Here is a 22779-nt window from a genome sequence, read left to right on the forward strand (position 1 = left end):
CGAGACAACGTAGGAACACAGTGACGACGACCCGCAGGGTGAGGCTTCAGCCGAATATTTATGCGAAAGCTTAAAGCTAGCTCGCCGATAAGCGATACTAGGTTTTAGCGGGTATTGGAGCCATTTTTTCGCCGCCGGCAACAACTAAACTCTGGATGTCCCTTGTTATTTACTCTCCAATTTATTTAGTATGAAGACAAGAATTCACGATGAAATACTATGTTAGACTCCTGCCACTTCTAGCTATTATCTGATTCTAAAATGCCCGAACAAAAATACCAGCGCTTGCGCCAATTAAACCAAGCAGCACCTATCGCAACGAAAATTCCTCACACAGAAACGCACCACTCACGTACCCTGGATGATCCTTATCACTGGTTAAAAGACCAGAACTATCCAACGGTTGATGATAAAAACATTATCGGATATCTAGAAGAAGAGAACGCTTACTACCAATCGTTTTTGAAACCTAATAAGACTTTAGTCGAGACTATCTTTGAGGAATTTAAAGGACGTACGGATGAGCAAGAAACCTCTGTGCCATACGTGTCGAACGGTTATGAATATCAGTGGTATTTTCGTGCGGGAGAAGAGTACCGCACGCGAACCCGCAAGAATTTAGTAACGGGTGACGAAGCCATTTTTATGGACGAAACTGCCTTAGCAAAAGACCATGATTATTTTGTGATTGGGGATTGGGATATCAGCCCTGATAATCGCTATTTAGCGTACACATTCGATACTGATGGTGATGAACGCTATCAGCTTCGCATCAAAGATCTTGAGACTGATGAGTATTTAGATGACGTATTGAATGACGTTCAAGGCGAACTTGAGTTCAATACTGATGGCACAAAACTCATGTATGCGCTGCTTGAGCAAGGTCGTTGGCATTCTAAAAACATAAACGTACACACAATTGGTGAGCAGCAGAAAGACGACATAAGCGTCTATACAGAAGAAGACGATGGCTTTTACATCGGTTTCGATAAAACCAGCAGTGAAGAATTCATGGTGATTGTATCTTCACAAGGCGAAGTTGAAGAATCGCATGTTTTAAGCGCTGATTTTTCTGGGGGGCTTGTTACCTTGGTAGACAGAAGTGAAGGCTTTACCCAGTCAGTTGACCATGCGCATGGTGAATTTTATATTCTTGCCAACGATACACACTCAAACTTTCGTTTAGCCACAGTCAGTGATAAAAACCCCGTTAAAGAAAATTGGAAAACGATTATTGACGGTTCTGACGCATCTTATTTATTGGGACTACAAACCTTTAAAGATTTCTTTGTGCTTAAAACCCGTGATCTGGGTTTAGAAAAAATTCATGTTCTGCCCTATGTTTCGCCTGATGTTTCGCCTGATGTCACGCCCAATACAAGCTCAAAAAATCTAGAAGCACATATTATCGAGTTTCCTGAACCTTTATTTACCGCTGGTTTAGGCGTTAACCCTGAATTTGAACAAAGCTTTATCCGCCTCTCTTATGAGTCGATGATAACACCGCATACCGTGTTTGATTACGATTTAAGCAAGCGCGAATTAAGTACCCGTAAAGTACAAAAAATCCCATCGGGTTACGATAAAACCCAATACGAAACCAAGCGCATTATGGCTCCAGCACGTGATGGCGCGATGGTTCCCGTGTCATTGGTGTATAAAAAAGGCTTCAAACAAGACGGTAGCCATCCTATGTGGCTTTATGGCTATGGTGCATACGCAGCAACTATCGAACCTTCGTTTTCATCTGGGTTACTCAGTGCGCTTGATCGTGGCTTTGTCTATGCAATCGCGCATGTTCGCGGTGGCTCAATGATGAGTTACCAATGGTATTTAGACGGTAAATTAAAAAAACGTACCAACACATTTAATGATTTTGTTGATGTCGCCGGTCATTTGGTGGATGAAAAATACGTAAGCGCAGGCAATATCTCAATTTCAGGACGCAGTGCGGGTGGCGAATTAATGGGTGCTGCGGTCATCCAGGCACCAGAGTTATGGCGCTCAGTTAACCTTGGTGTGCCATTTGTTGATGTATTAAATACGATGCTCGATGCAAGCTTGCCATTAACGCCACCGGAATGGAAAGAATGGGGAAATCCAATTGAAAGTCCTGAAGATTATGACTTGATCGCCAGCTATTCCCCTTACGACAATATCGAGAAACGTGAATATCCACCCATGTTTGTAAGTGGTGGGATTAACGACCCTCGAGTGACTTACTGGGAGCCTGCTAAATGGACTGCCAGAATGCGCGAACTAAAAACGGATGAGAACCTATTAGTGATGCGCATTAATATGGGCGCAGGTCATTTTTCTAATAGTGGTCGTTATGGTCGTTTAAAAGATTACGCTGAGGAATACGCGTTTATGTTCTTAGCGCATGGCATTAGCGAATAAAGTACAGATTAGCGAGTACAACTAGCTAATCAAAAAGCTAAGTAAAAAGCTATGATGAGCAACTATAATGCGACGTCCCACCCGCTTCAAAGAACTGAGGTGGTTTCAGTCTATAGTATTTGTCCTCAATCTCCTTCGACTGTTCTGCGTAAGGCTGCGTCATGATGTCCTGTAGCTCACGAATTAAATCGTAGTTCCCGACCGCAGCATTTTTGTAAGCAGGCACTACAAACCACTCTCGCAAAATGTATTTGGGATTAACACGTTTCATCTGCCTCGAAAGCTCTTCATTTGACTGAGAAGATGAGTCACCGTTTATTAACGTTTTCCACTTTGTAAGCCACGCTGACCAACGCTCATCCAACTCTTTTGAGTTCGAATTCGAGTAGAAACTCCTTTTGAGTGGGTCAATATTGTCAGGTATCTCTGAAAGTTCGCGGAAGAAAATCGTGTAATCGACAGACGTTTGTATCATCAGCAAGAATATCTCTTTGAATAAAGCTGAATCAAATGACCCAAGTCCAAGTTTAACAGCCCACATCTTTTGCATTTCGGTTTGCATCTCGATGGCGAAACCCTCTTCAATTTCTTCGAGTTGTTGCAAAACTTCTGGATTCGAAGCCAGTAAGGGCTTTAAAGCAGTACAAAAACTCCCAAAGTTCTTTTCCGCTGCTACTGGTTGATTGAGGAAAGAATAGTGCTCTCCACCGCCCGTCCAGGGCTGGAAACGTGGATCAAACAGTTCGCAAAATCCATAAGGCCCGTAATCAAGTATGAAACCACCGGCTGCACAATTATCGCTGTTAAAGTTACCTTGGCAGTAGCCGACGCGAATCCAGTTTGCGATAAGTGACGTCAGGCGACTGCGAAACTCGCGCGCAAGCAACACGACTTTGTCATCAAGAGTTAAATGCGGGTCGATAACATCAGCGTACTCACGATCGATCAAGTGCAACACAATCTTCTCTAACTCTGCCATGGCCTGTAGATGCTCATTACCACGCGCTCGACGACCGAATAGTTCGAGTTGACCCACGCGAATAAACGATGGGGCAACGCGAGTCGAAATTGCCACTGCATCGGAAACCATAATATCCGGATCTTTCTGTCGAGATCCTTCCGAATACCACGGTCGCTTAACCGTTTCTGTTTTCGATGCGTACAAACTTAAAGATCGTGACGTGGGAACGCCCAGCGCATGCATCTGCTCCTGTGCCAAAAACTCACGCACGCTGGAACGCAACACCGCACGGCCATCTGCACCGCGAGAATAAGGTGTGCGTCCGCTTCCTTTGAGTTGCATTTCCCAGCGTTGGCCTTTAATAACAGCCTCAAGCACTGAAGCTGCTCGCCCATCGCCGTAGCCGTTACCCGTTTTAAAAGGACATTGTTGGGTGTATTCGTTACCATAAATAGAAAGCGCATACCCCGTTGACCACCCTACCTTGCGCATCGGATGTGGAAGATTTGAAAGATCACCAGAGAACATACTCATGAAGTCAGCTGATTGCGCCATGTTGTCAGCGAAGCCCAGTTCACGAAAAAAGGTTTTGCTATGCGTGACGTATTCAGGGTTTTCAATTTGCATCGGAGTAACCGGCACATAGTGCCCTGAGAACACCTGACGGGGTGAATGGTTGCCTCCGTCTGCTTTTGCATCAGGATCTGCATCGAGCGTATTCAACAGCGAATAATCTGCCAGACTTGCAAGATCGTTGAGCGTTTCTATATTTAAACTCTCATCACTCTCATCACTGGCAGCCGAACTGAACGCTACTTCTGTTACGGGATCTTGATTGTTGCTAAGTTGCTCATTGTGGCTTGGGTGTTGAGTGTGGCTAGGATCCGATGTTTGCATGAAATGCTCTTATTGTCTTAAGGAGTTTTAATCGTAGCGATCATAATAAAAGGGGTCAGCCTCAATAGATATAACGAGTCAATATTATAAGGTTTTTGTCTTTCACATTTCTTACGACTTTTTTTCAAGTATCTTTCAGGTTTTTTTCAACTTATGAGTACCTAATTGATAACAGATAACATTAAGACTTTGATGCAATGGCAAAATAACGCGCTTTTAAGATCGCATTTTCTGACTCGCCAATCTTAATCGTTAAATGCAGGGTACTTTTCCCTTTATCGTTAAAATTCTGATGAAAAGCTTCACGTTCTTCATTGTTAACTGATGCGCTACAGACTATATCGTCAGTGACGGGAGACTTATACATAATCTCGGCTTTACCAACTACCAGATCACCCGACATTTCAAATAATTCCATATTGTAGTAACACAATGCCCAGCCTGCCAAAATTCCTGTTGAATAAATGCTTCCGGCAAAGCCTGTTCCATGGAGATTAAAATTTTCAGACAATGGCGCTCTGACTACGATTGAATTAGCTTCTAAGGACGATATTGAAAACTGCATCGCGTTGCTTAGTGGAATGGTCTCTCTTATTTTATTGAGTATTCTTAATCGTGCTTCAGGTGTGTCTGACATAATAATTATGTTATCTCTTTTTTAGCTTGGTTCGATGACTGGAATTAATAAAGTGTCGAATATACAAATATCATTCGACAACATAGTGCAAAGAACATATTAACATCCTAAGCGGAGTGAACCGATGTCGATAAACCAAACTAAAAGCCACCCCCCAACTTATGGGCTGTTTTTTCCTGCTTGATTAAGGGTTGAAACAAGAAGTGATATTAGTACTAAAAACTAGCTACACCCTATTCGCAAAAATAACTATTCAGGGCCCAGTACCACTGTAGCACTTCTACCCTTTCACGTTATAATCAAAAAATGAAATCCCTCTTCCTTACTCCTCCTATGACGCAGTTGAATACTGCCTACCCTGCCACCGCTTACATCACTGGCTTCCTGCGTAAAGAAGGCTATGAAGTAGTTCAGCGTGACATGGCTATCGAGGTGTTGTTGTCGATGCTTACAACCGAAAGCATTGATACGATACTGGATAGAGTTGAAGATAATTACGCCGATTTTGAAGACGATGAGTTACCCGACTCGATCTATCACTTCCTCGTTCATGTAGATGCATACCGTCGCTGTACAGCACCTGTGCTGCGTTTCTTACAAGGTAAAGATCCTAGCTTGGCGCTTCGTATAGTGTCCCGACAATTTTTACCGGAAGGACCGACATTCGAGAATCTCAATGAGATGCAGGAGATTTCCGAGAACGTTTTGCATCAGGCCTTTGGTGATTTAGGCACTCAAGACAAAGCCAAGTATTTGGCAAGTTTGTACATTGATGATTTAGTCGCTGTTATTCATGACGGCGTAGACCCTAACTTTGAAGTATCGCGTTACGGTGAACGCCTTGCCGCATCCAATCCAAGTTTTGATGACTTGTATGAAACCTTGCACGGCAACATAAGCTTTACAGAAGAGCATATTCGCAGCTTGATGGATGATTATCTGGCGCAGGAATCACCCGATGTCGTCGGCATTACCGTGCCATTTCCGGGGAATATGCTGGGTGCTTTGCAGATCGCTAAATACTGCAAAGAAATCAAACCTGATATGCCCGTGCTGATGGGCGGCGGTTACGTTAATACTGAATTACGCACATTAAAAGACATTCGTTTGTTTGAATATGTCGACTACATTTTATTAGACGATGGCGAACAGCCCTTATTGAGTCTGCTTGATTACTTGCAAGGCAAAGGTACGGAAGCTGACTTGGTAAGGACATACCACCTGAAAAATAAACATTTAGAAAAAGCCGAACTCGTTTACAGCAATAATAAGCAATTACCCGATGTGCCCCACAAAGATATTGGTACACCCTGTTATGACGGCTTGCCGTTAGATAAATACTTATCACTGTGTGAAATGCTCAACCCAATGCATCGAATCTGGAGTGACGGTCGTTGGAATAAATTAACCGTTGCGCATGGTTGTTACTGGTCCAAATGTACGTTTTGCGATATCAGCCTGGATTATATTGGTCGCTATGACGAGGCCGGTGCCGACATCATTGTTGAGCGAATAGAACAGTTAATAACAGAAACAGGTCAAACAGGCTTTCACTTTGTCGATGAAGCCGCGCCCCCCAAAGTGCTGTTTGCAATGGCAGAAAAGTTGATTGAAAAGAACCTCATCATTACCTGGTGGGGCAATATCCGTTTTGAAAAAACCTTTACTCCCGAAAAGTGTCAGCTACTGGCAGACTCAGGCTGCATCGCAATTAGTGGTGGATTAGAAGTCGCATCCGACAGACTATTAACGCTAATGAAAAAAGGCGTAAGCATCGAAAAAGTCGCACGCGTCACACGTGGTTTTGCTGATGCGGGGATTCTCGTTCATGCCTATCTGATGTATGGCTTCCCCACACAAACTGCAGAAGAAACCGTAGACTCATTAGAAGTCGTCAGACAGTTAATGTTTCATGGCTGTTTCCAATCGGCATACTGGCATCGATTCTCAGCCACCATTCATAGCCCTGTAGGCCTGCAGCCTGATGAATATAAGATAACCTTACACCCTAATAAAAACATCACCTTTGCCAATAACGATGTCGCCTTTAGTGATCCTGAGAATGTAGATCATGATCTATTAGGAGAAGGACTAAAAAAGGCGCTGTATAACTATATGCACGGATTAGGTTACGAACAGCCGATGCAATTCTGGTTTGATGAGAAAACGAATCAACAGGTTGGTGGTACTCGGGTTAAACCAGACTTTATTGCGCAGGCCTTGGCGTAAGGATTTAATAAATACTAGGTCTTTTAATGACACCCCCCACCTTTGGGGCACTTTTTTTACTTTTTAAAATGACTATAGACAGCTACTACTTCCAACTAGCAATCTGCTTATTGATAAAGCGTTGAATACGTTGCGTGGTTTCTGCGTATCGACAATCCTTTCTAAAGGTTTGATGCGCATTTCGCAAGCCACAATCATAAGCGACTAAATCAACACCACTCGAACCCACTAAAGGGTAATTACTTGCCAGAAATTGTAATTCTTGAGGTCGATTGTAGGGATCATTTTCATAAGCAAACACCAAAGCATCCATGTCAGGAGACGTTAACATTTCTTTTATCTGTTTAGGCCTAACCGTTTTTCTCCACCAGGGAGCAAACTTAACCTCACTGCGTTTACCTGCAAAAGCAGGCGCAAAAGCAATCGCCCCATTAAAGCGTTTATTGACATCACGCATCATCATTAATGACGTCCAGGCACCGTTTGAATGCCCTGCCAAAAACAAATTTTTGGGTAAAACACCCCGCGCTAAAAAAGCATCTATCGCGTAATTGATTTCTATTTTACGCAGATAAACCTGCCTACCTGCCGATGTTATTGCGGGTGCTTCGGTTGCCGTCGAACACAGTTTATACACCAGAGTTCGTTTATCGCTTAACGCAGCCAAAGATGCAGGAGGATTGTTATAAGACATAAAACAAGGCTCAAGCTGCTGTGGCCTGGTAATACCGTGGTTATAAATAATAACGCGTTGTTCAGAAGCAGGACTGGAAAACGGTATTTTTTGAATAGTCTCTGCTATCGAAGTCTTGGTATTGGTTCCCAAACTTGAACACGCTGAGAGGAATATCGCTAAAAACGTAAATGAGATGGCAGATGAAAATGATCTATACATTGTTAAAGCATATCAATAGGGTTAGATAAATACACCCCCCACCTTTCAGGCTGTTTTTTTATTTCATGTTAGACAAAATTAATCCTGAAAATCCAAGGCACAAAAAAGCCTCATACAATGATGAGGCTTCCTAAAACTAAACGTAAACCATTAACCAATGGCACGCTCTAAGAAATCTAATCTATCTTGACCCCAGTACAATTCATCATCTAATTGGTAAGTAGGCGAACCAACAACGCCAGCTTCTAAGGCTTCTTTTGTGGTGTTTGCATAGGCATTTGCCCATTGCTCGTCTCTCGCACTCTCTAGCAAGTTCAAACCTTCTAGCCCGACACTATCTGCGATAGCAATTAAGGTCGCTTCATCTGAAATATTCTTCTCTTGTTCCCACACTGCTTTGAGTAACGCATCAGATAATTTACCCGCATCTGGGTTTGCAGAAGCACCACCTGCTGCCAATACCATTTGAGCCGCTAATGTTTGATCAACAGGAAAATGTGCTGGTGTAAAATTCATCGGCAAATCTAATAAACCAGACCAGCGTTTTAGCTCATCCATACGCATTTTTTGTAGTGAAGGATGACGTTTACCCGGTGGCAACACCTCTAACTCAGAAAATACATCCATAACAGATATCGGTAAGTAATTAACAGTAAGATCATGCTTGGCAGCAAGTGCATTAAAACGCTCAATCGCCAAATAGCTGAAAGGTGAAATTAAAAAGTGGTAATAATTAATAGTTTTGCTCATGTAAAAGTCTCGTTTGGATGGATTGGTTAAAATATTTTAAAAAAGGTATATGGGGTGTTATTCAGGCGCTTCAATTAAAGGAGGATACGCTGGACCTTCTGAAGGACTTGAATCAATAAGGCAATGTAAAACTGAAAATGTCCCTGTCGGACCTCCTGAGCAATCTAACTTCATGGCGCAGCCCATTTTTTTAGCTTTGGTCTGTACTAATGCTTTATAAGTTAATGTATCACGAGCGACTGCTTCACCCGTAACTGGGTCATATTCTATACTATCAAACTGCCATTTTGTTGCGGCGGCTGTTGCCAATTGAAATGCGCTAATTTGATCCGGAAAAAGAAATAGCGTTTGAAATGAATCAGGCGGTATTTCAGATGCATAAAATAATGGGCAAGTGTCAACATACGCCTGACTTATGGCTGACAAATCTTCATCAAAACTCAGCGGTGGAAGTAAGCCATTAGAGGTTTCATTGCATGAACCACCTCCCTCTACTACCACACTTGGGTCACACGGCGGCTCGACATTTCGCCTTATCAATCTATTAACCGCTTCCACCCCTATTTGATTATTATCCAGCAAATTTAATTCATCAAAACATTCGATTCTCATATAGAAACCAGCAGGCAAAATACCCGAATGATTTGTATTAAAAGAAGAAAGAGCGTCACTTCCTAAAGCAAAAGCACAGACTGATTCAGCATCTGCTGTAATGGAAAAATTAAGGGCTGGACTCCCATTAGCATTATTTTCATAATTAATAGGGGTTCCTTCATCTATGGGATACGTAATAGAATTTGATTGTTGATCAACAACAATAGTTAAGCCACCGCCTGCATTCACATTCGATACTAAGTTGATACCACCGCCTGCTGTTACTAAAACTCCCGCCCCCAAAAGTGTTATAAACAACTTATTAGTATTTTTTTGCTTAGTCGTCCTTACAGCTACAACAAATAACAACAAACTTAATAGTAGTAGCATGGTGCCTGAAAGCGTGGGCACCTGAGTTGGACTAGCTATACTAAAGGTGACTGTACCACCTGCGGCAAAAACCGATTTAGTGCTTACAAAAAATAAACAAGTAATGATGTTTAATTTAAATACGACTTTATAAACAGACCCCATATGTACTCTCCCGATTAAATACTTTAGCAGTTAGATTAATGTTTTAGTTTAGTGAAATAACAAACATGTTTTAGCCTTGTACATGCTTAGTCTAGTACATGTATCGCTGTAATTGATAAAATCATGGGTGTCCCAGTAACTGTACAAAAGCGGTCATGAAATCAATCGAGTCTGACCCCTTTGATACCTAGCGCACTTATAACGGATTAGTCACTCCCGTACTCTTGAATGATATTTATGCGGCTGTGCCTTCCCTGCGGGTAAGCATTAAACAACAATGCTTTTGTCTCGATAAATCTCGGTTCGTTTTTGTGTTTTAAAAACGTAAATAGAATTTATGCTTTGCGAGGCACTTTTTTAAGAATAAACAGTTATTACTTATTAATATAATTATGGGTGTCCTATTTATTGTTCTGGGATGAGACTTTTCTTGGACAAAAGATTGGATGTCCTATTAATTTGTAAAACTTATGTGCTAAATAATACATCTGTTCGAATAATATCTTTTACACCTTCGATAATTTTAGCTGAGCTATGCAAACAATGAAGTGGGTGTGTTCCATGCGGAAAACACAAAACACCACCAGCAGGTGTTCTTACATCAACTATATTTGCTTGATTTTGGTCTCGTGAGGGTTTTGTAGGATCATTTTGATCAATCATGAATTGTGTTTCACCTCCTTTAAAATCATCATTTAAATAGATTAAAAAAGTGTAGAGACTGAATCGGTCGCCAAATGCATCAGCGTGAAGTTTTCCATCAATGATTTTGCTACCAGGCCATGATCCATCACTATGAAAACTAAAGTAATCATCCGTTTCATATCGATAGAATCGAAAACGTTGGTTTAAACCTAATGGTTTATAACCCATATAATTAGAATCATCTTGAGACAATATAGCTTCAATTCTTTGCCAAATCATTCGCTCAGATGTTTCATCAATGATCCAATTTAAATTGTTATTGTGGCGTATGTGACGCCCCAGTGAAACGGCAGCATCTTCGGTATAACCCATTTGATTGGTCGCATGTAAAAACGTATTACATTCTTCTTCGCTCAATAGATTGAGTAATTGAAAAGCCCCAGGCACACTTTCGATATCGACACGTATTATTTCATCTGGGGATTGTTTTTTCAGAGCTAAAGGGTTCTCTTGCGAACTAGCCCATAAAGGTAAATCACTAGAAGTGCTTCCTGATTCTCGAGCAGCGATATAAAAAGGAGATTGAGTATTCATGATTATTTAGGGGTTGCTTGAATTTCAATTAATAAATTTTCTGGTGCACGGACAAACAACTGTTTTACGTTACTGTCCGGTACATCGTAAGTCACGTATTTAACATTTAGTTGCTCAATGCGCTGTATGGTTTGATCGTAATCGTCGCTGTAAAAACTAACATGATGAACAATGTTTTGTACCTCACTTTCCTGTACATCCAACTCTCTCAGTTTATCTGTGATTTTAGAATCATCAGAACGACCAAAAATATGGATAATATCTTCATCGCCAGCAAATAGAAAATACCCTTGAAATGAAAAACCAGGACGAGTTCCTGGTTGTAAGTCTAAGAGTTCACAAAGAAAATCCTTCATTGCCTCAGGGTCCTTGGCACTCAAAGATATATGATCAAATTGTGTTTTCATTTTGAATTAAACCGTAAATTGATTTTTAACTCGCTAAATTTAATAACGACTAGTATTACAAACACCAGTCGCTTAATTTCTTGTCTTAGTGAAGCTTAATCTTTAATGCCTAAAAATAATGTCTAGAAATGATGCCTAGAAATTAATGTTTATAGAATAGTAAATACACTATCAAACCTACGGCGTGACTTTGGAATCGTTGCATTGTAATCACCTTCAGGATGTCTGTATCCAATAGCGAGAGCAACATGACATTCATAGCCATCCAATTCTTTTTCAAACTCTTTGTTCACCATTTCGATATCAATACCTTCCATGGGAGTCGAATCTAAGCCTAATCGTGCAACAGTATGTAGAGTATTCCCAAACGCGATATAGGTTTGAGCTTTTGTCCATGTTGTTGTATCACCAGACTCATCGGTATTCATTTCTGCGAAAAAGAATCCACCAAAAGCACTTTCTCTCTCCTCTGGTTTGGTTCGTTTATCCTCAATTGCATTATCAACAACCTCTGCATAATCTTCGCGTGAATAATGTGGATTGTGAGCAAAGAGAATAATGTGAGAACTATCAAAAACATGTGGTTGATTGAACTGGAAGTTATTCTCAAAGGTGCTACTCATCCGTTCTTTTGCAGCATCACTTTCAATGACAATAAATTTCCAAGGTTGTGAATTTATAGAAGACGCCGATAAACGCATCGCCTCATAAAGAACATCAAGATCGGCTTTAGGTACTTTTCTAGTTGGATCATATTTCTTACAAGTATGTCTTGATAAAAGATCGTCAATGATTGGATTGTTCATAAGTATTCCTTGGTAGAGATTGTATTGAGAAGGAGTTATCCCCTCTCAATACATCTATAAAATAGTTAAGCAATAATAGTCATTTCATTCAAGATAAACTCAGCGACTGAACCTTCAGTAGCAGCCATGTAATCAGCTAGGTGCTGGTTACCCATATGAGTCTGCCATAACTCTCGAGATTCCCAATTTTCATAAAACATGAAGTGAGCTGGGTTTTCATTGTCTTGATGTAAGTCGTAATTGATACAACCTTCTTCAGCACGAGTTACGTCAATAAGTTTAAGTAGCTCAGCTTTTACAAGTTCAACTTTGTCATCATTTGCTTTGATGTTTGCAACAATTGTTAATTTAGACATTTTTTCATCTCCTAGATGTATTGGTTAGTTAGTCAATTAATCAGTGGTTAGAATAATATGCTTTGTTTTCGTCCAAATAAACATCATAATAATAGAATCATTATCAAAAATTATTGGATAATATGTTATTAGAAGATTTACAAGTGGTGTTAAAAGTAGCTGAATTTAGAAGCATAACTGCTGCAGCACAAAATTTAGATATGCTGACATCAACCGCTAGCGCGGCGATTAAAAGAGCAGAAAAATCTTTAGGTACAGAGTTATTTATTCGAACTACCAGACAGTTAAGGCTTTCAAGTGCAGGAGAACGTTATATTCCGCAATGTGAGCAAGCGATACAAATGCTCGAACAGGCTCGGCAAAACATCAAAGTCGAACAAGGCGCAATTGAAGGTGAGATACGATTGGCTTTATCATCTGATTTGGGCAGAAATATAGTGATGCCTTGGTTAGATGAGTTTATGGAAACGCATCCTGATATCACTTTAAGAACGGATATAACAGACAGCAATATCGACTTCTACCGTGATCCCGTCGATATGGCATTACGCTATGGCGCACCCAGTGAGTCAGGAGTGTATGGGTTCAAGATATGTGATGCCCCGCGCCTATTATGCGCATCAAAAGAGTATTTGAGCAAGCATAGTACGCCAGCTCACCCCGATGATTTGAAGTCACACAACGGATTGTTCTACCAACTATATGACATAGTTCATGATGCTTGGGAATTCTCAAAAACAGACAAGTCTTATAAAATAAGAATGAAGGGCAATCGAGCATCTAACGATGGGGATTTAGTTAGGCGTTGGTGCGTCGCGGGTAAAGGACTCGCAGTGAAGTCGTGTTTGGATATGTCCACAGATATCCTAAACGGAAATGTAGTGAGTATAATGCAAGACTATAAAGCGACTCCTACAGAATTATGGCTGGTTTTTCCGAGCAGACAATCGATTACACCAGCAGCACGTTTGTTGAGAGACAACCTAAAAGAAAAATGTTCGAACATCCTGACAGACTTAATAAATGCAAAAGTCATCAATAAGAATCAAGTAACTTAATCAGAAAAAAGATAAACAAACGAAAAGAAGTTTAAAGCAATTGAATACTTAAAAGAGATTGAATTGACACCCCCCTACTTACCATGAGCTTGCCATTTCGTTTGTTGAAATGGACAACTCAGCCGAGGCATTGCCGAGACAACGTAGGAACACAGTGACGACGACCCGCAGGGTGAGGCTTCAGCCGAATATTTATGCGAAAGCTTAAAGTTAGCTCGCCGATAGGCGATACTAGGTTTTAGCGTGTATTGGGGCACTTTTTTAAATTTGTAATTGTTTGTTTCGCTGCTTTATGAAATGCAAACTCTCCTCTTATAATTGTTTACAGCATCGATTTACTTTGTTGTCTACGTCAACAACAAAGTAAACAGCCGAGTGAAACGAGACAACGTTGGAGCGCAGCGACGACGACCCTCTAGGGTGAGACGCAGTCGAATCAAAAAATGCCGTTTTCCTTTAAACCATTGCCAAGTTTGATTCATCGAGGGTCATAACGGGGATACAAGGGAACTCGCTACTTCTTTTGCAAAGAATCCGCTCAAACAACCTTGATCCTGATCCGTTATTCCTTGAAAACATCCTTTGAACTATTAAAAAACACCTCCCTACTTTCAGGCGCTTTTTTGTTATTCTTAAATTTAAGTTTGTTTATTTTGATGCACTTCTTAAATTCTAGCGACGTTCTTTTCCCCCATTTAACAAGCTGAGCCACGGAGAAAATTGACGAGGAAGGTTTTAGCTGTTTGAGTGACGCTAGGAGCGAGTTCTAAAACCGCGTCAATTTTTGAGTAGTGAAGGAACCGTTTACGGCTTGTTAGTAGGGCGGTACTTTTGATTCGGCAAAGCCTCACCCAAGAGGGCCAGCTAAAGCTGTTGTCTCACTTCGTTCGGCTGGGTTACGTATTTGTTGCTGTTGGCAAAAAGGTAACTCGTAGCTGTGCTACGAAATAGATAAAAAAGACACCCCCCTACATTAGGGCACTTTTTTAAGAATATATGACAGTTAATTAACTAGATAATTTTGGGTGTCCTATTTAATAAATTTCCACGTATAATCCTCAACCTATTACTTCCACCAAAGAATTAAGGTTACTGCATGTCTAAATCCTATGAAGCTCAAGGTACTGTTCACTCTATTGGTCAAACAACTGAATATGGGAACAATGGCTTTACTAAACGCGAATTCGTTATCCAGCTAACTGGACCAGATGAAAATAGCCAATACCCAAATTATGTGGCGCTAGAGCTGATAAAAGATAAGTGTGAACTTATGGATAAATACAACATTGGCGATGAGATACAGGTAACGTTTAATTTGTCAGGGCGCTTATGGTCAAGCGGCGATAAACCAGAGAAGTGCTTTACCAGCTTACAGGCCTGGAAAGTATCCGCTGTTTCAGAAGCTGATAACCAGGAAGCACCACCAGAAAGCTGGGCTGATAATGGCGCACCTCCGTTTGATGATGAGTGTCCGTTTTAGCACTTAGTTGATGTAAGAATACATCCGAAAGGTCTAGCAGTTATTACATTTAAGGTAACATTTTAAGGGTACTGATCCCTTTATTTTTCTTTTATGTAGCTGCTCCTTTCCTGCGGTTAAGCATTACACAAGAATGCTTTTGTCTCGGCAAAGCTCGGCTCCTTTTTTTGATTAAAAACTTAAGGAACTTATTCATGGCTGGGCTCTTTTTTAAGAATATATGACAGTTTTTTAGCTATATAATTTAGAGTGTCCATTTATTTCGCTACAACCTATTACGCTGAAATATATAGAACATTTTGCTTGTTTAGTATCGTCAATAACTTTTGAGAGGTAACTGGTTGTAACCATAAGAACCCTTGAGCTAGATGACAACCTAGCTTGCTTAACATCTTGGATTCACTCTCAGTTTCGACTCCGCCTGCAACGACACTCATGCCTAATTCATTCGCCATTTCTATGACAGAACTCACCACTAACTGAGAGTCACTAGAGTTTTCTAGATTCGAGATAAAGGTTTTATCTAACTTAAGTTCATCTACTTTTAGTTTGGTTAGTTGCCCCATATTCGAATAACCCGTTCCGAAACCATCAATCGACAGTTTCACCCCGAGTTCTTTGAGGTAACTTATTCTTTCTTTTACCCCTAAGGAATCATTGATCAATAAACTTTCGGGAAGTTCTAACACTAGATAGCTTGGGTCTAAATCGAATGTTTTTAATGTTTTTTCTACGGACTTAATGAAAGAGTCTCTAGTAAGCTGAGTCACTGAAATATTGACAGATACAGGAATTTCATAGCCTTCTAGATGCCATTCTTTACAGTTTTTACACGCTTCTTTAAGCAACCAATCTCCAACTTCATGAATTAACTCTGTGGTTTCAATCACGGGTATTAATTGACTAACCGAGTAGTTGTTTGGGTTATTTCTTTCCCAGCGAAGTAAAGCTTCGACACCAACCACTTTATCGTTTGATAGATCCATCTTAGGATGAAAATTTAAGCCCAATAACCCTTCTTTAAGCGCATTTTTTAGACCGTCAAGAATATTGAGATTGGTCATGTATTCTTTTTGCAGATCTTCATGATAATTGTGGTAATCATTCTTTCCGGAAGTTTTGGCTTTATACATAGCCATATCCGATCTTTTACACATATTTTCAAATGTGTGATCATTTTCTGTGGCTGTCACTAAACCGATAGATGCTGTCACATCTGCCCTTACACCATTTAGGTCGTAGGGTTTAGATACGGCTGATAATACTTTTTGAGCGAAAGTATTTTTATCAAAATCCAAATCTTTAACTAAGGCAATTACATATTCATCACCACCCAATCGGCATACGATTGAAGACTCAGTAGAAAGCGCCTTTAGACGTTGGCTCAATGTAATTAACAGTAGATCTCCGGTGCTATGATCAAACAAATCATTGATTGATTTGAAATTATCAAGATCAACAAAATACATTACAATCTGTTGCTTATTGTAGTCAATCGAACCTTGTAACTTCGTAAAAAGACGACTAGCAGCTTGGCGATTAACGAGACCTGTTAGTGGATCTGAATCCGCAATTTTTTGAATACGAGAACGAGAGGCTACTAGTTGATCGCGCTCTTCCTTTTTGTCGTCGATTGCAAGGCGTAAGTCCCCTAATACACGACCTGCAAAGACTGCAGATATGATTACGAACATTATATATTGCCCCAGCATTTGAATACCTTCCAACATCATTGCTTGATGTCTAGGTATCCATTGATGAATATCATTAAGGCCAGTAACAGCGACCAAAACCAAAGCGAAAGCCCCACAAATGAAGAAGCCGCGTCGATTCAAATAGATAGTTGCTGTAAACAGCCAGATAACAAGAAGAGTGGGTCCTAGGCTAAATAAACCACTGCTGATCATCATAATCATAGCTATAAATAAATAGAGTTCAACCAGATAAATCTTAACCGCTAACAAACATTTTCCGTGTTTTGCCAGAAACACCAGTCCTTCGTATAAGATTAAGGCTGAAACAATAGTTAAAGAAGTAAATTGTGTAATCAGGTCGGGCCCCAGGGAAAACAATTGACCTTCAGGTGCATACTGTAGGCATAAATTTATCAAGCCTAAAAAGGCGCACAGCTGCGACCATCGCATAATCTGTATAAAGCGCCTAATGAGCCTTGGTGATTTATCTATATTCATATTTGAGTAATCTGTCCGATTACGATAGCTGAGGCATATCGAAAGGTGTTTTACCAAAAGAACTCAACTGCTCTAGAAGTTGACTCGCTGGTTTGGGTTTTGACCACAGGTAACCTTGGCCTATATCACAACCAAGTTCTGCTACTTGCTCCAATTCATACGGAGTTTCAATGCCTTCCATAACGACTTTCATACCCATTACTTTTGCTGTTTTGGTGATTGCTCTAATTACCGAGCAAATGCCATCTGGGTCAGATAATTGGCGTACGAATGACTGGTCTATTTTTAATGCATCAACATTCAGTCGGGTTAAGTAACCTATGTTTGAATAACCCGTACCGAAGTCATCTATCGCTAAACTTACACCGAGACGTTTCAAGCTTTCGAGTTGCTTATTCACAATCTCATTTTCATTGATGAGGAATTGCTCTGTTAATTCAATTTGAAGATATTCTGGAGGGAATTTAGTCACCTCTAAAATGGCTTTAACCTGCTCGGCAAAAGCATCATTAGTCAGCTGTTTTGAAGACACATTCACTGCCATCGTCAGTGGGTGACCGAGGTCGTGCCAGTGCTTACCAGTTTTACAGGCTTCTTTAATAACCCAATCGCCAATATCATGGACTAGTTTAGTGCTCTCCATAACAGGCATGAATTCACCGGGTCCATAATTGTTAGGATTGTTTTTCACCCATCGAATTAAGGCTTCAACACCTATTGTTTCATTGGTATGGATATCTATTTTAGGTTGGTAATGTAGCTCGAACAATTCTTGTTTAAGGCTATCTTTAAGCTGGTCTTGAATGATAGTGTTTTTCATGTGCTTTTTTTCTAGTTCAGCGGTGTAATGGTGATAACCATTTTTTTCTTTATTTTTTGTTAGATACATCGCCATATCTGCTTTTTTTAATAACAGATCAAAACTATCTTCGTTACTGCTAGCAACACCAATTGAAGCGGTTACAGCAGCAGGTGAGCCGAATAAGTGATGTTTTTTTGATATGTACTTTAATATTTTTTTAGCTAGCTTATCTTCATCAAAATCCTTATCGACTACAAGAAAAGCAGTGAATTCGTCACCACCCATTCGACCAACAATTGTACCTTCAGGTACGGCTAGTTGAATACGGTCTGCTATTGTTATAATGACTTCATCGCCAGCACTATGATCAAAGAGATCATTAATTGATTTGAAGCTATCTAAATCGATGAAGAAAAAAACCATTCGTTGCCTGGTTTTATCAAGTTCCAAAAACATTTTATTGAATATATCTTTAGAACTTTTTCGGTTATGAAGTCCAGTGAGTAAATCAAATTGCGATAAGGCCTCAACACGGCTTTGTGATTTCTTGACCTGCTCATGTTCTGTGTCTACTTCTTTCAACGCGACATGCAAATCTGTGCCTATTGCCCAAGTTACATAAACACTTGTCACTGTCGCAATAAATGTAGCTATAAGCCGGGGGAAACCACTAAGCTGATGTGCAGGGTTAGAAGGTAGCCATCCATAGATGCCATTTAAACAAACAATAAAAACTGCGATAGTAAGTATTGTTACCGTCACTACAAAATCTCTAAAGGTGGCATATAAGGCCGCAAACATTACGAAAGCAGGAATCATAATGATTGTAGGGCTTAGCAGTCCTCCTTCAAACCAAACCACAAAAGGCAATATTACTAACGCTAGTCCTAAGAAGATGTTAATTGATTTTCGTCTTTGGCCGCATTTTACGAGACGGTTAATATATTCAACAATAAAAAGAGGAAATAACAGCAGTACAAATAATGGCAGATAATCATCAACAGATTGAGATATTGATAGGTACAAAATATTAATTAGGTTCAACAGGATTGTTACTTGAACAAAACGGAATACCAATACCAAACGCCTATCCGAAGTCGGAAGATCGCTAGATATAAGTCGTTTTTTTGCCTTGTATAACTGTTTTATTTTATGCATCAAGCCCAAAACAGGCACCTTGAATCTATTATTTGAATTATTGTCGCTATTAAAGCCGTTTAAGTTAATGAAAATCAATCAATTTCTGATGAATGACATGCAAAGTAGATCTTTGTTAGAACAAGGTGAAGTTGCCCTTTTTAGCCAACTAACAATTAAATTAAAACATGATCTTTGATGCCGATACTCTGAATAATCATAAGCTACTCTGTACAAAAGCGGTCATGAAATAAATCGAGTTTGACCTCTTTGATATTTTATATATCAGCTAACAAATAAAGGGTACTGACACCTTTATTTGTTTAGGAATCGTTTTTTTAGTCACCCCCCTACTTACCATGAGCTTGCCATTTCGTTTGTTGAAATGGACAACTCAGCCGAGGCATTGCCGAGACAACGTAGGAACACAGTGACGACGACCCGCAGGGTGAGGCTTCAGCCGAATATTTATGCGAAAGCTTAAAGCTAGCTCGCCGATAGGCGATACTAGGTTTTAGCATGTATTTGGGCACTTTTTTAAATTTGTAATTGTTTGTTTCGATGCTTTATGAAATGCAAACTCTCCTCTGATATTTGTTCACAGCATCGATTTACTTTGTTGTCTACGTCAACAACAAAGTAAACAAAAAAATGCCGTTTTCCTTAAAACCGTTGCCAAGTTTAATTCATCGAAGGTCATAACGGGGATACAAGGAAACTCGCTCCTTCTTTTGCAAAGAATGCGCTCAAACAACCTTGATCCTGATCCGTTACTCCTTGAAAGCATCATTTGAACTATTTAAAAGACACCCCCCTACTTTTAGGCATATTTACCGAATTAGCTTAATGCAAATCATATCGTAGGTCGTATAAACGCAGTGCCATACGACATAACTATGATAGTTCGAATTCTAATGTCGGATGGCGTTCCTTATCCGACCTACCGCGATGGTTGATTGGTCGGGTAGAGCAATATTAGAAAACAAACGGGGCTCTATTCCTGCTAATGCCCCACCCATACTAATAATTAGGACACCCATAATTTAATCAGTAATCCGCAACCGCTCATCCTTAGCTTTTCGCAACAGAAGCTTTAAAGCGTCATGATATAGGCATGACTATCGCCCGCTCCCAACAAATTGATTTATCTGTCACTCCTTATTACCACTGTGTTAATCGTTGTGTACGACGTGCTTTTCTGTGTGGTGAAGACTCGCTATCAGGCAATAACTATGAACATCGACGTAAGTGGATTTCAAATAAAATCAAATCACTCGCTGAGGTTTTTGCGATTGATGTGGCGGCGTATGCGGTGATGAGTAATCATTATCATATTGTTCTACGCGTTGATCAGGAAGGTGCTGAAGCGTTAAATTCTCTTGAGATTATTGAACGCTGGAATGAGTTATTCTCTTTGCCTGTAATTATCTCTCGCTTTTTAAAAGGTGAATGTACAACACCTGCCGAACTTAAAGTTGTTGATGAGATTATTGAAACCTGGCGAATTCGATTACACGATATCAGCTGGTTTATGCGGCTGTTAAATGAGCATATTGCGCGTGAATCTAACAAAGAAGATAATGTCACAGGACGTTTTTGGGAAGGTCGCTTTAAAAGCCAAGCCTTGCTCGATGAGCAAGCGCTGATAACGTGTATGGCGTATGTTGATCTTAACCCTATTCGTGCAAATATGGCTAGAACACCTGAAGCTTCTGACTTCACATCTATCCAAGAGCGTATTCAAAAGGTGATGAATAAGAGGAAATGTGAGCTGTTACCTTTTCATGATAAAACCAACAACAAAACTTCAGCTATACCGTTTGAATTGAACGACTATATCGCGCTGATCGATTGGTCGGGTAGAGCAATATTAGAAAACAAACGGGGCTCTATTCCTGCTAATACCCCACCCATACTCACAAGATTGGGGATTGATGATAAAGACTGGATCAATCATATCCATTATTTTGAGCGACAATTCCCAACTGTTGCTGGCAGCATAGAAAAACTTAAACAACTTGCAGAACATACCTCGCGCCGTTGGATCAAAGGCATGGGGAAAGCCTTTAAACCACTCCCCTCCTAGATTTTAATTCCACTCACTGAGTAAAGCTCGTTAGCGAATGAGAGTAATCCCAGTGCGTGTAATTTTAATTTTCGTTGTTTTTTCTTTGTAGAATCAGCCGTAATGTGATTTTACAAGTCACCCCCCTACTTTGGGGCACTTTTTTAAGAATAAACAGTTATTACTTATTAATATAATTATGGGTGCCCTATATATTTCCCGAATGGACGATTTCCCCAGACTAAATATTGGATGTCCTATTTATTTCATGCTGTAACTTGTTATGTTTTTGATTGTGGGAACCTAACAGCATTAGCATTTTGAACATACTCAAATAGATTTAGCCAGCTTGTTAACCACTGAGATACATCTTCATAATCTAAGTAAAATTCTGGTAAGTCAGTATTACTTGGGTAAACAAAAGCTATATCTATATCTTTGTTTTCCAATCCAAACATTGTAACTTTGTCTCTTATTTCTTTAATCTCATTCTTCATCAAAGAAAGCCAATTTTGGGGATTAGATACTTCGTCTAGAATATATCTTAATAAAATCCCATCAGAGACAGAAAAAGCATCAGTTCCAACGCTTGCTGGTGAGTCGTAAACTTCACAGTAATTAAACAGTTTTGCAAGTTCACCGCTAATTGATATTTGATTTTCTAAGCTCATACTTTTTCAATTTGTACTCTTCTAATAAATATAAGACACCCCCGTACTTTTAGGCACTTTTTATCTTTTGAAACATAACGCCTTGCACAGTGGAAAACGACGAGCGCCAGCGAGTTGGTTTTCCAATGCTGCAACTTGTTAGCTTATTATTTAATGAAGTAGCCAACTACGCTCCATCGCTCATTACTATAACTAAATGTTAAAGTTTCTGTAGAGTCTTTTTTGTTTTGAAATGCAGTTTTAAATTGTAAAACAATGTACTTACCATCAGGAGCACCAGGCAATGATGTATATTCTTTAGAGTTTATCTTTTTACGAGAAATTATATTACCTAACGGAGTACGAACATTGTTAATTACTTTAGTCCATTTTTCCTGAGTAATTTGTTGTTTGAAAAAAGGATCTGTTTCACTCCAACTTTCTGAATATTTACCAGAATCAATCAGATGTAACCATTTATTAGATTCGCCAACATCATCGAATTTTTCAGCATAAATCACGGAAGAAAAAAATAGTAAAAAAACACTTAGAAGAAAGTTAACATTTTTGAAAATCATAATTCTCCTATTAATTGATTTTGCGTCGCAGACACTGGTGTTCCCCACGAAAAGTAGCCACTTCATTTAAGCAGCTAATGCCACTTGTTCTTCAAAGTCAGCAGGGCTCATT

18 protein-coding genes are annotated in these 22779 nt (G+C 39.9%); 5 read left to right on the forward strand and 13 right to left on the reverse strand.

The annotated features are described in order from the left end of the window. The first annotated feature begins 261 nt into the window (after positions 1 to 261). Positions 262 to 2400 (forward strand): S9 family peptidase, encoded by a 2139-nt coding sequence (locus tag OO007_RS18730; protein WP_325809954.1) that lies wholly within the window; start codon positions 262 to 264, stop codon positions 2398 to 2400. A 49-nt stretch (positions 2401 to 2449) separates the two neighbouring features. On the opposite strand, the gene OO007_RS18735 is transcribed toward OO007_RS18730, so the two are convergent. Together OO007_RS18735 and OO007_RS18740 are read right to left on the reverse strand one after the other, a co-directional pair. Next, positions 2450 to 4258 (reverse strand): protein adenylyltransferase SelO, encoded by a 1809-nt coding sequence (locus OO007_RS18735; protein ID WP_325809955.1) that lies wholly within the window; start codon positions 4256 to 4258, stop codon positions 2450 to 2452. A gap of 181 nt (positions 4259 to 4439) precedes the next feature. Next, a complete protein-coding gene (locus OO007_RS18740; protein ID WP_325809956.1) occupies positions 4440 to 4895 on the reverse strand; it encodes a YiiD C-terminal domain-containing protein in 456 nt (151 codons plus the stop codon). A gap of 306 nt (positions 4896 to 5201) precedes the next feature. Here OO007_RS18740 and OO007_RS18745 point away from each other — a divergent pair, with 306 nt between their 5' ends. Continuing rightward, complete coding sequence (locus OO007_RS18745) at positions 5202 to 7124, forward strand: B12-binding domain-containing radical SAM protein (RefSeq protein ID WP_325809957.1); 1923 nt, start codon at positions 5202 to 5204, stop codon at positions 7122 to 7124. Between the two features lie 85 nt (positions 7125 to 7209). Here OO007_RS18745 and OO007_RS18750 read toward each other — a convergent pair whose 3' ends face one another. From OO007_RS18750 to OO007_RS18780, 7 genes are all read right to left on the reverse strand, one after another. Then, a complete protein-coding gene (locus OO007_RS18750; protein WP_325809958.1) occupies positions 7210 to 8019 on the reverse strand; it encodes a hypothetical protein in 810 nt (269 codons plus the stop codon). A 150-nt stretch (positions 8020 to 8169) separates the two neighbouring features. Beyond that, positions 8170 to 8769, reverse strand: coding sequence for a 2-hydroxychromene-2-carboxylate isomerase (locus OO007_RS18755; RefSeq protein WP_325809959.1), 600 nt, complete (start codon positions 8767 to 8769; stop codon positions 8170 to 8172). 57 nt (positions 8770 to 8826) lie between these two features. Continuing rightward, a complete protein-coding gene (locus OO007_RS18760) occupies positions 8827 to 9897 on the reverse strand; it encodes a CAP domain-containing protein (RefSeq protein WP_325809960.1) in 1071 nt (356 codons plus the stop codon). A 468-nt stretch (positions 9898 to 10365) separates the two neighbouring features. Then, positions 10366 to 11136 carry a hypothetical protein gene (locus tag OO007_RS18765; RefSeq protein WP_325809961.1) on the reverse strand — a complete coding sequence of 257 codons (771 nt, stop codon included), beginning with the start codon at positions 11134 to 11136 and terminating at the stop codon, positions 10366 to 10368. Between the two features lie 2 nt (positions 11137 to 11138). Further along, positions 11139 to 11543 (reverse strand): VOC family protein, encoded by a 405-nt coding sequence (locus tag OO007_RS18770; protein WP_325809962.1) that lies wholly within the window; start codon positions 11541 to 11543, stop codon positions 11139 to 11141. Positions 11544 to 11692: 149 nt separating this feature from the next. Then, on the reverse strand, positions 11693 to 12349 hold the full coding sequence (locus OO007_RS18775) for a nitroreductase family protein (RefSeq protein WP_325809963.1): 657 nt from the start codon (positions 12347 to 12349) through the stop codon (positions 11693 to 11695). 65 nt (positions 12350 to 12414) lie between these two features. Then, entirely contained in the window at positions 12415 to 12705 is a 291-nt protein-coding gene (locus OO007_RS18780) for a putative quinol monooxygenase (protein ID WP_325809964.1), read from the reverse strand. 122 nt (positions 12706 to 12827) lie between these two features. On the opposite strand from OO007_RS18780, the gene OO007_RS18785 reads away from it, so the two are divergent. Next, positions 12828 to 13763 carry a LysR family transcriptional regulator gene (locus tag OO007_RS18785; protein WP_325809965.1) on the forward strand — a complete coding sequence of 312 codons (936 nt, stop codon included), beginning with the start codon at positions 12828 to 12830 and terminating at the stop codon, positions 13761 to 13763. Between the two features lie 1096 nt (positions 13764 to 14859). After that, entirely contained in the window at positions 14860 to 15243 is a 384-nt protein-coding gene (locus OO007_RS18790) for a DUF3127 domain-containing protein (RefSeq protein ID WP_325809966.1), read from the forward strand. A gap of 275 nt (positions 15244 to 15518) precedes the next feature. On the opposite strand, the gene OO007_RS18795 is transcribed toward OO007_RS18790, so the two are convergent. Continuing rightward, positions 15519 to 17435 carry a putative bifunctional diguanylate cyclase/phosphodiesterase gene (locus OO007_RS18795; RefSeq protein WP_325809967.1) on the reverse strand — a complete coding sequence of 639 codons (1917 nt, stop codon included), beginning with the start codon at positions 17433 to 17435 and terminating at the stop codon, positions 15519 to 15521. A gap of 19 nt (positions 17436 to 17454) precedes the next feature. Continuing rightward, positions 17455 to 19395, reverse strand: a complete 1941-nt coding sequence (locus OO007_RS18800; protein ID WP_325809973.1) for a putative bifunctional diguanylate cyclase/phosphodiesterase — start codon at positions 19393 to 19395, stop codon at positions 17455 to 17457. Between the two features lie 1093 nt (positions 19396 to 20488). Between OO007_RS18800 and OO007_RS18805 the strand changes: the two genes are divergently transcribed. Further along, entirely contained in the window at positions 20489 to 21460 is a 972-nt protein-coding gene (locus tag OO007_RS18805) for a hypothetical protein (protein WP_325809968.1), read from the forward strand. Between the two features lie 260 nt (positions 21461 to 21720). Here the strand turns inward: OO007_RS18805 and OO007_RS18810 are convergent, their stop codons facing one another. Then, the gene (locus OO007_RS18810; RefSeq protein WP_325809969.1) at positions 21721 to 22110 is read right to left on the reverse strand and encodes a hypothetical protein; all 390 of its coding nucleotides are present in this window, start codon (positions 22108 to 22110) and stop codon (positions 21721 to 21723) included. Between the two features lie 146 nt (positions 22111 to 22256). Beyond that, on the reverse strand, positions 22257 to 22667 hold the full coding sequence (locus OO007_RS18815; protein ID WP_325809970.1) for a DUF4019 domain-containing protein: 411 nt from the start codon (positions 22665 to 22667) through the stop codon (positions 22257 to 22259). Positions 22668 to 22779: the final 112 nt, after the last annotated feature.

It is taken from the genome of Cocleimonas sp. KMM 6892, assembly GCF_035798195.1.
GTDB lineage: Bacteria > Pseudomonadota > Gammaproteobacteria > Thiotrichales > Thiotrichaceae > Cocleimonas > Cocleimonas flava.